Source organism: Streptomyces sp. NPDC087422 (assembly GCF_044744145.1).
In the GTDB taxonomy this organism is placed as follows: Bacteria; Actinomycetota; Actinomycetes; order Streptomycetales; family Streptomycetaceae; genus Actinacidiphila.
In genome coordinates, this window is sequence record NZ_JBIUXT010000013.1 from 1 (window position 1) to 12,663 (window position 12,663).

The following is a 12,663-nucleotide window of genomic DNA, read 5'->3' on the forward strand; positions in this document are numbered from 1 at the left end:
TGATACGGATTTCGAGGAGGTGCCCCGGCCCGGCACCGACCAGGCACAAGCGGCACCCGCAGACGACAAAACACCCGCACGGGTGGGCGGGCGGGAAAAGGAGGCAAGACACGAAGGGCGGAGGCGGGTTCGTTAGGGTGCGGGAAGGGGGTGAGGGGCGGTGGTGGACGGTGGAACCGTCGCAGGAGTCGCCGCGTCCACCGCGGCGCTGCTGACGCTGCACCTGCTCGCCAGCCACCGCACCGCCGGCCTCGCCGCCGCCGCCGCGGCCGGCGCCGTCGCGATGGCCACCGCCACCGCCGCCGCGGCCGGCCTGAGGCCGTGGAACGTCGCGGGCACCGCCCTCGTGGCGGCGGGCGCCGCGGCCGTCGCATGGGCCCTGGGCCGCTCGCGGAAACGCAGGCGCGCCGAGCGCTCGGCCCTGGCCGCGTACCGTACCGGCGCACCCCAGATCCCCCGCTTCGCGGCCCTCGCGGAACGCGACCGGCTCGCGGTCGAGTTGCACGACGTGGCCGCCCAGCGCCTGACGGCGATCGTGGTCTCCGCCGCGGCGGCGCAGCGCCTCGCCGACCCCGAGCGCACGGCGGCGGCGCTGCGCCACGCGGGCACCGCCGCCCGCCAGGCGATCGCGGAACTCGACGTCCTCACCGACCACGCGGACGAAAGGGCGGCGGACCTCGACGCCGTCGCGGCCCTCGCCGCCGAGGCCGGCGCCCATTACGAGTGCACCGCCGCGGCGGTCCCCGCGCCGACCGCCGCCCTCGCGTACCGCGTCGTGCGCGAGGCCCTGACCAACGCGGCGCGCTACGCCCGCGGTTCGGCGATCCGTATCGCCGTCGAGGCTGCCCCCGGCGTGGTCACGGTCACGGTCGGCGACAGCGGCGGCACGGCGCTCGAACCCCGCCTCGGCACGGGCCACGGCCTGGCCGGTCTGCGGACGACCGTGGCCGCCGCCGGGGGCACGCTCCGTTACGGCCCGGACGGCCCCGGCTGGACGGTGCGGGCCGAACTCCCGGTCGCACAAGCCGCGTCCGGCCGGACGCCCGGCGGGACACCCGACCGCCGCCGCCCCCTGTGGCGGGGTCCCACCGCGCTCGACTGGGCGCTGGTCGTCCTGGCCGTCGCGCTGTCGCTCGGCGCGAGCCTGCTCTCGGACGACGTGCCCGACTCGTTTCGCGGGCTGCTGCCGAGCGTGTCGGTGGTGGTCCTGTCCGGGCTGCACGCGGTGCCGTTGGGGTGGCGGTCGCGGGCGCCGGGGGCGGGGCTGGTGGCGGTGCTGTCGGCGCTGGTGCTGTGGTGGGGGTGCGACAGGGCCGGGTGGACCCGGCCGCCGGTCAGTGACATTTTCCTGGTCTATTGGTGGGTCGAGCTGACGTTCGTCTTCAGCGCGGGCGCGTATCTGGCGGTGCGGCGCGGGCTGATGGCGCCGGTGGCGGTGGCCGTGACCGGCGGTCTCGCGCTGGCCAGCGCGGACGGCATCACCGGCAGCAGGACGGCGGCCTGGGCGGCGCTGACCGGGCTGCTGGCGGTGCCGTCGTTCGCGCTGTGGTGGCTGGGTCTGGCCACCGCCCGGCGGCGGGAGCGGCGCGGGGCGGTGGCGGCGCGGGGGCGGGAACGGCTCGAACGGGACGCCGACGCCGCCGTACGCGACCAGCGCCGCCTGATCGCGGCGGGCCTGCTGCGTACCGCCCGGCAATACGCGGCGAATGTGGCGGACGCGGCCGACGCGGGACGGCTCGACACCGTTCTCGACGAGGCGCGCGCGGCCCTGGGCGCGCTCCGCGAACTCCTGCGTGACCTGCGCGGCCGGGACGGCGTGAGCACTCCGCCGCCAACGGTGGCGGGGATCGCCGCACTGGCGGGCCGGTACGGCGCGACCGTCCGCTACCGGGGGCCGCACCGGGCGGTGACCGTCGTCGTGGGGGTGGCCGCGTACCGGGTCGCGGCGCTGCTGCTCGCCGAGGGCGTCACCCTCACCGTGCTGCGCCTGGACGCGGGTGTCGAACTCACCGCGCCGCCGCCCGGCGGCCCCGGCGCCCTGCGCCGGGTACGGGCGGTGGCCGACGCGGTGGGCGGTACGCTCACCAGGACCGACGACGACGCGGTGCGCGTGTGGCTGCCGGAGGTGTTCCCATCACGATCAGGGTGACGGTCGCCGACGACCAGGCGGTCGTACGCGCGGGCATCGCGGCGATCGTCGACGCGGAGCCCGGCCTGTCGGTCGTCGGCCAGGCCGACGACGGGGAGTCGGCGGTGGCGCTCGCTCTCGAACTGCGCCCGGACGTCGCGCTGATGGACATCAGGATGCCCGGCACCGGCGGTCTGGCCGCCACGGCCCGGATCGTCGCGGGCGCCCCCGCCACCCGTGTCATCGTGCTCACCAGCTTCGACCTCGACGAGTACGTGTTCGCCGCGCTGCGCGCCGGGGCCGTCGGCTTCCTGCTCAAGGACGCCGAGCCGGAACGGGTCGTGGACGCCGTACGGGTGGTAACCGGCGGGGCCGCCCTGCTCGACCCCGCGGTGACCGGACGGCTGATCGAGCGGTACGCCGCCGGGCCCGTCCCCGCCGACCCGGCGCGGCTGGCGCGCCTCACCCCGCGCGAGACCGAGGTCCTGCGGCACGTGGCGCGCGGCCTGGCCAACGCCGAGATCGCCGCCGTCCTGGGCATCAGCCCGGCCACCGTCAAGGACCATGTCGCCGTGGTCCTCGGCAAGCTGGGCGTACGCGACCGGGTCCAGGCGACGATCGCCGCGTACGAGACGGGTCTGGTCCGCCCCGGAGCCGGCTGAATCCGCCGCCCCCGCCCCCGTACGAGACAGATCTGAGCCGCCGCGGCCGGTCGGGCCCCCCGCCGCGCGGCGGGGGTCGGGACCCCGCCGACCAGCGGATTTCGCCGAACGCCGGTCGTCCGGGCGCACGACGACCGGGTGACCCGCGCGTACCTAGCCTCGGCGGCATGGCACTGAGACTTCCCCCGCTTCCCGCGCTTCCCCCGCTCGCCCGCCGCATATTCGGCGGCGTCCTCCTCGTCGTCACCGTGGCGCTGACGCCCGTCACCGCGACCGCCGGTTTCTTCGCGGCGGCGTTCGCGACCGCGAACGTCCCGTTGCTCGCCCTGTGCGGCCTGGTGGTCGCCGCGGGGACGGCCGCGGCGCTCGGCCGAGGGGCGTTCGCCCTGCTCGGCAAGGGCGGCCTGCGGGCGACCTGCGTCCTCACCGGCGTCCTGCTCCTCGGCGTCTGCGCGCTCGCCGCCGGTACGGTCTTCCGCCCGATGCCGACCTCCGCCTCGGCCCCGGTCCCGGCGGACGTCAGATTCTGGAATCTGCCGACCGGCTCACGGATCGCCTATGTGCACGCACCCGCCGTCGGCACCCCGAGGCCGACCCCGGTCGTCTTCCTGCACGGCGGCCCCGGCACCCCGTCTGAGGGCATCCCCACCGGCGGCCGGGAGTTGGCCGCGGACGGCTTCGACGTCTACGCGTACGACCAGGTGGGCGCCGGACGCTCCACCCGGCTCTCCGACGTCACCGGGTACACGGTGGCGCGCCAGGTCGCGGACCTCGACGCGATCCGCCGCACGATCGGGGCGGACCGGATCATCGTCGTCGGCCAGTCGTGGGGCGGTTCGCTGGCCGCCCAGTACCTGCTGGCGCACGGCACGCACGTCGCCAAGGCCGTGTTCACCTCGCCCGGCGCGCTGTGGGGCCACGAATTCCCCGGCTCCGCGGCGGGAGACCCCTGGGACCACCTGACACCGGCCCAGCGGGCGGCCCGTGACCGGCTGGACAGCAAGCCGCGGCTGATCGCCGCCAGTCTGCTGCTCCAGATCAACGCGCGCGCCGCCCACGCCCTGGTGGGCGACGGCGAACTCGACCACTGGATGCACGAGGTGGCCCTGCTCGGCAAGGACACCACCTCCTGCGCGGACGCCGCGGCCTCGGAGGCGCACGCCAACCCCCAGGGCTTCTACAGCAACCAGATGACCGTCAAGGACTTCGAGCAGCTCCCCGACCCGCGCCCGAGGCTGCGCGCGATCCGCGTTCCGTCCCTGGTCATGCGGGGAAGCTGCGACTTCATCAAGCCCGCCGTGACCGAGGAGTACCGGCAGACCCTCCCGGACTCCCGCATCGTGCACGTCAAGGACGCGGGCCACGCCATCTCCCACGACCAGCCCGCCCTCTACACCGCCCTCCTGCGGTCCTTCCTCCTGGACCGCCCCCTGCCGACGCCCGCCTCCTGAGCCGAGGACGCGGAGGGGACGGCGCGGGGCGCGGTCAGGGCGCGGTCAGGGCCTCACGCCAAGTGACCGGTGTCGTTCCAGCGCTCGATCGCCGGGGCGCCGTAGGCCCAGCCGAGGATGGACAGGGAGGCGGGGTCGAGGCGGAGGGCGCCGGCGAAGGACGGGGCGAGGTCGAGCCAGCGGGCCCCGAGGACGCGCAGGAAGTGCCCGTGGGCGAAGACGAGGACGTCGCGCTCGGCGGACCGCGCCCAGGAGACGACCTGGTCGGCGCGCGCGGCGACCTCGGCCAGCGCCTCGCCGCCCGGCACGCCGTCGCGCCAGATGGTGAAGCCGGGCCGCAGGTCCTGGAGCTGGGCGGGCGTCAGGCCCTCGTAGTCGCCGTAGTCCCATTCGACCAGCGCGTCCCACTCCTTGGCGGCGCCGCCGAAACCGGTGAGGTCACAGGTCTCGGCGGCCCGCAGCAGCGGACTCGTGCGGACCTCGACGTCGGGAAGTCCGTTCCAGGGCCCGCGCGCGAGCCGCTCCCCGAGGATCCGGGCGGTGCGCCGCCCCTCCTCGGTGAGGGGGATGTCGGTACGGCCGGTGTGCCGCCCGGACAGGGACCATTCCGTCTGGCCGTGTCTGACCAGAAGAATGCGCGGAGCCATGCGGCGGTGCCTTTCCTAGGAAACGGGCCCCCATCATCGCTCACGGCCCCGCTGTCCCCGCCCTCACGGCCCCGCCGTCCCCGCCCTCAGAGCCCCTGGCCGCCGCCGAGCAGACCCTCCAGCAGCCCTTCGAGGCCGAATTCGTACTGCGCGGACCCCTGGTCCTGGGCGCAGAGGAGTTCGGGCGCGAGGCTGACGAGGGCGGGGTAGACGTCGGGCGGCAGGGCGTCGATCTTGGCGCGGACCCGGTCGCGTACCCCGTCCTCGCACAGGGCGCGGGCCCGCCGGGTGTTCCACAGGGCGGAGCCGACGGTGTACTGCATGAGGGCCACGTGCGCGTGGGCCGCGTCGGCGCGGCCGAGCCCCGCGCGCCTGAGCAGGTCGAGCATGCGGTCGATGACGGCTATGGCGTCGTCGCCGCGCAGCGGCCTGATGGTGAGGAGCTGGAGCGCGGAGGGGTGCTCGGTGAAGAGCCCGTAGACGCCGCGGCAGACCTCCCGCAGCTCACCTCGCGGGTCGCCCGTGCCGGTGGGCGGAAGCTCTATCGTGTCCATCAGACGCTGTGCCACAGCGTCGCTGATCTCGTCCTTGCCCCGGAAGTGGGAGTAGACCGCCATGGTGCCGACGCCGAGTTCCTGGGCGAGCGCGCGCATGGTGAACGCCTCGGCGCCCTCGCGGTCGAGGAGGGTGATCGCGGCGTCGAGGATACGGTCGGGGTTGAGCGAGTTGCGGGGAGCGCGGCGCCGTGGGGAGCGGACCGGCTGGGTGACGGACATCCGATTCTCTTGTTTCTCGTACTCAGTCGTACTTCAGTCGTACAACAGTCACGCTGGGGTGCCTCGTGCGACGGGGTACGCCGAGGCCGGAACGTCGCCAACACGTCGAGGAATACGCCGAGGAAGGCAACCCGGAGAGCGGACCGGGCGTCCTCGACTGCACATACCCCTGCTACGGAACGTTGAACACCGTACGATGTCGGAGTTTCTTCCGTAGTTCTGGGCCGGTGTACGTGGCGTTTAGCGTACGTCGTACGGTAGAGGGTACGCGCCAAGACCATGACCGCCCGCCCGCGGCCTTCGGAGAACCTGGAGAGACGCCCGCATGACGATCACCGCCACCGCGCCGCGCGCCGCCGCCTACCGGGGGAAGCTGCGCTGGTGGACCGAGCTGCCGCTCATCGCGGTGATTTACGCGCTCTACTCCGGCGCCCGCCTGCTGGTCAGGGGGGATGTGGACGACGCCGTCGAACACGGCGCGGACATCCTGCACTTCGAGCAGCTCCTGCACATCGATCCGGAGCGCTGGTTCAACAAGCTCTTCACGCAGCACGCCTTCCTGGGCGTGCCCGCGGACTTCGCGTACGCGTCGCTGCACTATGTGGTGACGCCGAGCATCCTGATCTGGCTGTGGCGCCGCCGCCCGACGCACTACAGGGTGGCGCGCACGTGGCTGATGATCTCGACGCTGATCGGTCTGGTCGGCTTCACCGTGGCGCCCACCGCGCCGCCGCGGCTGATCGGCGGCGGGCACGGCTTCATCGACACGATGGCGCAGTACGGCTCCTACGGCTGGTGGGGCACCGACGCGAGCGCGCCGCGCGGTATGGGACATCTCACCAACCAGTACGCGGCGATGCCCAGCCTCCACGTGGGCTGGTCGCTGTGGTGCGGGATCATCCTGTGGCGCTACGGGCGGAACAGGGTGGTGCGCACCCTGGGCGTGCTCTACCCGGTGACGACGGCGTGTGTCGTGATGGGCACCGCCAACCACTATCTGCTGGACGCGGTGGCCGGTGTCGCCGTGATGGGCCTGGGCTATCTGCTGGCGAAGCCCGCGCTGCGGGTCGCCGACCGGCTGCTGGCGCGCGTGAAGGAAGCCCTGGGCAGGCAGACGGCCGAGGAGACGGAGCCGGTGTCCGGTGCGTCGTCCGCGGTGGTCGCCGCGCACGTCGCCAATACGGCGCAGGTCTCCAACGGCACTCACGTGTCCAACGGCACGCAGGTGTCCAACGGCGCGCATGCCACGGGCGTCAGCGGTGTCGCCGCGAGCATTCCGGCACCCGGCGGTGGCGCCTCCGTACCGAAGCCGCGGACCGTGTCCGTACCGCCCGGCGCGGACGGGCCGGACGACGCCGACGACCCGCGTGCGGCGGGCGAACACGCCGGACAGAGCCGGATGTCGTAGCCGAGTGCCACACTTTCGCGGGTGAGCACTACGCACCACCACCACTCGCTGCGGGAACGGCTGGCCGCGCTGCGCGGCCCCGACACCGCGCCACGGCCGCTCGACGCACGGGCGCTGGCCGCGCTGGCCGCCAACCCCGGCTGCCGCCGCCGCGCGCTGCTGGACGCCGCCGGGGTCGACAAGGGCGCGGTCGCCGAAGTGCTGGGCGCGCCCGCCCGGTTCGGCCAGTCCCGCTTCGCCTTCTCGCGCGGCCACGCCTTCGAGGCCCGCGTCAAACGGGACGGCTGCGCCGAGTTGCTGCGGCTGCTGGGCGCGGCGGAGACGGCGGCGGGGATTCCGGAGTCCGCCGAGGTCCCCGATCTGTCGGCGGCGGGGCCCGAGGGCCGGGCGGCCCGTACGCGGCTGGCGCTCGCCGAGGCACCGGCCGGTTCCTGGACGCTGCTCGACCATCCGCTGCTGGCCCTCGAGGTCGCGGGGTCGCTGGCGTATCTGGAGCCGGACGCGGTGGCGGTGCGGCCCGACGGGTCCTGGACGGTGGTGGAGATCAAGTCCTTCCCGATCCTGGACGGCGGCGCGGACGCGCTGAAGGTCGGCGCGGCGGCCCGGCAGTCCGCGGTGTACGTGCTCGCGCTCGACGAGGTGGCGGCCGGCCGGACCCGGCCCGACGTCCTGCTGGTCTGCCCGAAGGACTTCTCGAATCTGCCGACCGCCGAGTGGGTCGACGTCCGCAAGCAGCTCTCGGTCACCCGGCGGCAGTTGGCCCGGCTGACCCGGATCGAGGAGATCGCGGCGGCCCTCCCCGAGGGCACCACCTTCGACCTGCGGTACGGCGCGGACGGCAGTACGCCGACCCGGCCGCGGATCGACCTGACCGCCGCCGTGGACGCGGTGCCCGCCGCGTACGCGCCCGAGTGCCTGTCGACCTGCGAGCTGGCGTACCACTGCCGTGACCGGTCGCGGGCGGACGGCTGCGTGGAGTCGCTCGGCCGCAGTCTGCGCGGCGAGCTGGGCACCCTGACGACGGTGGAGGCGGTGCTGTCGGCCGCGCACGGTGAGGCCGGTGACCCGGCCGACCCGGCGGTGGCGGCCCTGCGCAGGGCGGCGGCCCTGCGGGCCGAGGCGCTGTCCGCCCGGGAAGAGGCACCCGCGCTGCCCGCCCAGGCGGCCGTACGGGACCAGGCACCGGACGACGCCGCCGTACGGGACGGTGCCGCATGTCGTTGATGAACACGCTCGCGCGGGCCGAGGCCGTCGCGACGGGCCGGGCCGTGCCCGCGGCGACCGTACGCCACCGGCACCTGGCCGAACGGCCGCTGGTGCTGGTGCCGTTGACGACGGCCGGTGAGGCGGGCGCGCCGCTGGGCGCGATGGTGGGCACGGACCGGGCGGCGCCCGAGCTGCTGGTGGTGCCGCAGCCGCTGGACCGGGAGCTGCGCTTCGGCTTCTTCGCCGGACTCGCGGGCGCCGTACTGCCGTTGATGGACGCGTACGCGGACGACGTCGAGGTGGAGCCCGCGACCCGCAACCGCGTGGGGGCACCTCCCAGCCGCCGGGCTGGGGGAGAGTCGGAGGTCTGCGCGGACGCGCCGCAGATCGTGGTGCCGAACAGCGCGGCGCTGGAGTACGTCCGCCTGCTCGGCCGGTCCACGCGCTTCCTGCGGACGGTCGAGGACCCGGACGCGCCGCACCCCGTCCCGGTGCCGGTGCCGCTGCTCGGCCGCTGGCTGACGCATTACGGGGAGCGGGCGCGTACGCCGGGCAGCGCGCTGCTGGTGGCCATGACGGAGCTGCTGACCCGGCACTGGGCGACCGGGCAGAGCTCGATGGAGGACCAGCACCTGGGCGGCCTGCTCGGCTGGATCGACCCGCCGGACGGGCTGGACGGGGCGGTCGCCGCCGAGCGCGCGCAGACCGACCGCGCCGCCGACGGGCTGCTGCTGAGCCCGCCCGCGGGTCCCGCGACCGACCCGGTCTTCGACAACCGTGTGCTGGCCCCCGCGATGGCCCGCTACGACGCGGCGCGTACGGCGGCGGAGGCCGACCCGGCCGGGGCCGCCGCTGAGCTGGCCGCGGCCGAGGCGGAGGTACGGCGGCTGGTCGGCTCCCAGCTCCGGCCGACCTGGGACGACGTGTGGCGCGGCCTCGACCTGCTGCGGGCGCTGCCCGAGGGCGCGCATGTGGCCGACCGGTGGAAACGCGACCGCTGGTCGTTCACCGGGCACCGCGACCGGCTGCGCGCGGGTGAGCCGCCGCAGCCCAAGCGGGACGGCGCCATCGCCGCCGCGCAGAAGCTCGCGGGCCGCGAGACGGCCCAGGCGCGGGTCTCCGCGCAGGAGGCGCTGGACGACCCCCTGACGATGGCGGCCAGGCGGCTGGCGGGCGAGGCGTTCGCGGGCGAGGTCATCGGCGTCGAGATGACGTACTCCGAGGGCAAGCGGCCGATGCCCCGCCCCCTCCTGACCATCCGCACCCACGACCTCCCCCAGGCCGAGCCCGGCACCAAGGCGTACCGCTCCGTGCCGGGCGCCAAGTCCGCGCAGAGCGCCGAAGTGGTCTCGGTGGCCCCGGACGGCAGCGGCGCCACCGCGCCGGGCGGCGGTCCTGCGGCCGGGCCGGAAGGCCGGTTCGTGGTGGTGGTGCGGCTCACCGGGGGGATGGGGAGCGGGCGGACGCCGAAGGAGGGGTCGGTGCCGGGGGCCGGTGACCGGGTGGACTTCACCTTCTTCGAGCACGATCCGCGCGGCGGCCCCGGCCTGCCGGAGCCGGAGCAGACACCGTGGACGCACGGCGGCCCGCCCGACGCCGGGACGCCGCCCGGCACACCGCCGACCGCTGACCCGCCCGACCCCGTGACCGCGGAGGACTACCTGTGACGCAGCCCGTGCGAGCCGACGGCCCGGACACGGACGGACACGTACCGGAGAGGTGGGACAGAAAGGACGGGTTCGACGCGGGCAGGGCCGCCGCCGAGGCGACGGCCGCGATCCTGGAGAGCACGCTGCACGGCACCGCCCGCGGGGTCGTGGTCGACTCGCCGCCCGGCGCGGGCAAGTCGACGCTCGTGGTGCGCGCGGCACGCGAACTGGCGGCGGCGGGCGAGTCGTTGATGATCGTCGCGCAGACCAACGCGCAGGTCGACGACCTCGCGGACCGGCTCGCCACCGCCGAGCCCGACCTGCCGGTGGGCCGGCTGCACGGCGCCGAGTCGCCGCCCGACAAGGCGCTCGACCGGCACCCGGCGCTGATGAAGTCCAGTTCGGTGGCGGATCTGCGGGCCTGCGAGGTGGTGATCGCGACCGCGGCGAAGTGGGCGTACGTGAAGGACACCGAGCCGTGGCGGCACGCCATCGTGGACGAGGCGTACCAGATGCGGTCGGACGCGCTGCTGCAAGTGGCGGGGCTCTTCGAGCGGGCGCTGTTCGTGGGCGACCCCGGGCAGTTGGACCCGTTCAGCGTGGTCGGCGCGGAGCAGTGGGCGGGGCTGAGCTACGACCCGTCGGCGAGCGCGGTGGTGACGCTGCTCGCGCACAATCCGGGGCTGCCGCAGCACCGGCTGCCGGTGTCCTGGCGGCTGCCCGCGTCGGCGGCGCCCCTGGTGTCGCGCGCCTTCTACCCGTACACCCCGTTCAGGAGCGGTACGGACCACGGCGACCGGCGGCTGGTGTTCGGGGTGCCGGGCGACGGCGGCGGGCCCGACCGCGTCCTGGACGAGGCGGCGGCCAGCGGCTGGGGGCTGCTGGAGCTGCCCGCCCGGCACACCCCGCGCACCGACCCTGAGGCGGTACGCGCGGTGGCCGCGGTGGTGCGGCGGCTGCTGGACCGCGGGGGTCTGACGTACTCCGCGCCCGATCCCGGCCCGGCGCCGCTGACCGCGGACCGGATCGCGGTCGGCACCGCGCACCGGGACCAGGCGGCGGCGGTGCGCGCCGCGCTGGCCGACGTCGGCGTCGCCGGGGTCACGGTGGACACCGCGAACCGTCTCCAGGGCCGCGAGTTCGACGTGACCGTGGTGCTGCACCCGCTGTCCGGCCGCCCCGACGCCACGGCGTTCCATCTGGAGACCGGGCGGCTGTGCGTGCTGGCCTCCCGGCACCGGCACGCGTGCATCGTGGTGTGCCGCGCGGGCGTGGCCGAACTCCTCGACGAGCACCCGTCCTCCGAGCCGGTCCAGCTCGGTGTCACGGTCAAGTTCCCCGACGGCTGGGAGGCCAACCACGCGGTCCTGGCGCACCTCGCGGAACACCGGGTGAGCTGGCGGCCGTGAGCGCGGTCGCTCACCCGAATGGAGGGGGTCTTGCGTGGGCGCGGGACAATGGTGTGCGTGATCGATTCCGGAGGTAGCCGTATGTCAGAGCCGCAGTCGGCTCAGAACGCGCAGGGCGGTGGGTCGCGGGAGGCGGCGCCGCGGCCCAGGCGGCCCGCGTCGCTGAGCTTCGAGCCTGCCGCGACGGTGGAGGATCCGGAGCACTTCTTCGACCTGGAGTCGATGGACGATCCGGGACGGATGCTGGCGCGGGCGACGGAGCTGGCGACGGCTTTCCGTACGGCCGCCGACCGGGCCACGGACTTCCAGGCGATAGCCGCCGCGCAGCTCACCGATCCGCGCCGCTTCGACCGGCTGACGTACGCGGGCCTGGCCGAGCGCGCGGGGTGGACCGAGGACTACGCGAAGCGGATGGTCGAGTACGGCGAGGGCCTGATCGCGGGCGGCGGCGCCCCCTAGCGCCTGATCGCGGGCGGCGGCGCCCCCTAGGACGTGTCCGCGGGCGCTTCCGGCTCCCCTGGCGGCTGCCGTGACCGTCACGCCGCCGGGGGCCGCCGCAACCGTGCCCCGCATATGCGTCGCGGCAAGGTACCCCCTCTCCCACCCTCCTGTCCCGAATTCGTCCGATTGCGCCGACCGCGCCGGAAGCGGCCGGTACCTGTAGATGCCATGGAAGAATGGCAAGGGACCGGAAGCATCGCGGCCGTGACGCATGCCGTCACCGAGGTCGTCACCGAAGCCCAGCGGCGTCGGCACACGTCGTACGTCACCCCGGAGGGCGCCGAGTGGCTGGCCTCGGCCAGCGCCTTCCCGCGCAGCGTGCGGGCGCTGTGGTCGGCCCGTCCGACGGCGCCGAGCGTGCTGCCGTGCGGTACGGCGTTCGATGTGGTGAACCTGTCGGCGCTGTTCGGCCGCAGACTCCTGGAGCAGTTATGGGCGTCGGGCCCCGGCAGCGGCCCGGTGGCCGTGCACCGCGGGCGGCTGCTGCTGCTCGTCGCGCCGGGTACGGCGCAGCGGCTGCCGTACCTGCTGGACTGGGAGGAGTGGGGCCAGGCGGTGCCGCCGATGCTCTGTCACGGCAGCGGCGACGCGGTGACCGTACCGCCGCTGTACGCGCCGCAGGACGGCGCCGAGGCCGGCCAGGACTCCGGTTGCGATCCGGGGGCAGGGCTGTCCCGCTGGCTGGTGGCGCCCGACACCCGGCACCCCTGGCTGCCGGGCGCGGACGTGGTCCTCTGGGCGTGCGTGCGGGCGGCCAGGTCGGCGCCCGCGAAGACCGTTCCCGCCCTGGTCAGCACCCCTGGAACGGCCTGAGTCATATCGATTT

The 12,663-nt window shown here is 75.0% G+C and carries 11 protein-coding genes; 9 read left to right on the plus strand and 2 right to left on the minus strand.

The genetic code is table 11. The annotated features are described in order from the left end of the window. Nucleotides 1–163 precede the first annotated feature (163 nt). The 3 genes from ACIO6U_RS30685 (at nucleotide 164) to ACIO6U_RS30695 (ending at nucleotide 4,241) form a co-directional block, all read left to right on the plus strand. Nucleotides 164–2,149: a histidine kinase gene (locus ACIO6U_RS30685; RefSeq protein WP_401724051.1), complete on the plus strand. Its 1,986-nt coding sequence runs from the start codon at nucleotides 164–166 to the stop codon at nucleotides 2,147–2,149. Beyond that, nucleotides 2,146–2,790 carry a response regulator gene (locus ACIO6U_RS30690; protein ID WP_401724054.1) on the plus strand — a complete coding sequence of 215 codons (645 nt, stop codon included), beginning with the start codon at nucleotides 2,146–2,148 and terminating at the stop codon, nucleotides 2,788–2,790. Before ACIO6U_RS30685 ends, ACIO6U_RS30690 begins: the two co-directional genes overlap by 4 nt. A gap of 167 nt (nucleotides 2,791–2,957) precedes the next feature. After that, a complete protein-coding gene (locus ACIO6U_RS30695) occupies nucleotides 2,958–4,241 on the plus strand; it encodes an alpha/beta fold hydrolase (RefSeq protein ID WP_401724057.1) in 1,284 nt (427 codons plus the stop codon). A 53-nt stretch (nucleotides 4,242–4,294) separates the two neighbouring features. Here ACIO6U_RS30695 and ACIO6U_RS30700 read toward each other — a convergent pair whose 3' ends face one another. Beyond that, nucleotides 4,295–4,888, minus strand: a complete 594-nt coding sequence (locus ACIO6U_RS30700; RefSeq protein WP_391047011.1) for a histidine phosphatase family protein — start codon at nucleotides 4,886–4,888, stop codon at nucleotides 4,295–4,297. Nucleotides 4,889–4,974: 86 nt separating this feature from the next. Next, nucleotides 4,975–5,664, minus strand: a complete 690-nt coding sequence (locus tag ACIO6U_RS30705) for a TetR/AcrR family transcriptional regulator (protein ID WP_355343253.1) — start codon at nucleotides 5,662–5,664, stop codon at nucleotides 4,975–4,977. 325 nt (nucleotides 5,665–5,989) lie between these two features. Between ACIO6U_RS30705 and ACIO6U_RS30710 the strand changes: the two genes are divergently transcribed. The 6 genes from ACIO6U_RS30710 to ACIO6U_RS30735 all read left to right on the plus strand — a co-directional run bounded on the left by ACIO6U_RS30710 (nucleotide 5,990) and on the right by ACIO6U_RS30735 (nucleotide 12,650). Further along, complete coding sequence (locus ACIO6U_RS30710) at nucleotides 5,990–7,072, plus strand: phosphatase PAP2 family protein (RefSeq protein ID WP_401724060.1); 1,083 nt, start codon at nucleotides 5,990–5,992, stop codon at nucleotides 7,070–7,072. Between the two features lie 21 nt (nucleotides 7,073–7,093). Continuing rightward, nucleotides 7,094–8,296, plus strand: a complete 1,203-nt coding sequence (locus ACIO6U_RS30715; protein ID WP_401304852.1) for a hypothetical protein — start codon at nucleotides 7,094–7,096, stop codon at nucleotides 8,294–8,296. Beyond that, a complete protein-coding gene (locus tag ACIO6U_RS30720) occupies nucleotides 8,287–9,945 on the plus strand; it encodes a hypothetical protein (protein ID WP_401724063.1) in 1,659 nt (552 codons plus the stop codon). Before ACIO6U_RS30715 ends, ACIO6U_RS30720 begins: the two co-directional genes overlap by 10 nt. A gap of 110 nt (nucleotides 9,946–10,055) precedes the next feature. Continuing rightward, nucleotides 10,056–11,336, plus strand: coding sequence for an AAA domain-containing protein (locus ACIO6U_RS30725; protein ID WP_401724274.1), 1,281 nt, complete (start codon nucleotides 10,056–10,058; stop codon nucleotides 11,334–11,336). A gap of 81 nt (nucleotides 11,337–11,417) precedes the next feature. After that, complete coding sequence (locus ACIO6U_RS30730; RefSeq protein ID WP_355343241.1) at nucleotides 11,418–11,795, plus strand: hypothetical protein; 378 nt, start codon at nucleotides 11,418–11,420, stop codon at nucleotides 11,793–11,795. A 246-nt stretch (nucleotides 11,796–12,041) separates the two neighbouring features. Further along, entirely contained in the window at nucleotides 12,042–12,650 is a 609-nt protein-coding gene (locus ACIO6U_RS30735; RefSeq protein WP_391047021.1) for a bifunctional DNA primase/polymerase, read from the plus strand. Nucleotides 12,651–12,663: the final 13 nt, after the last annotated feature.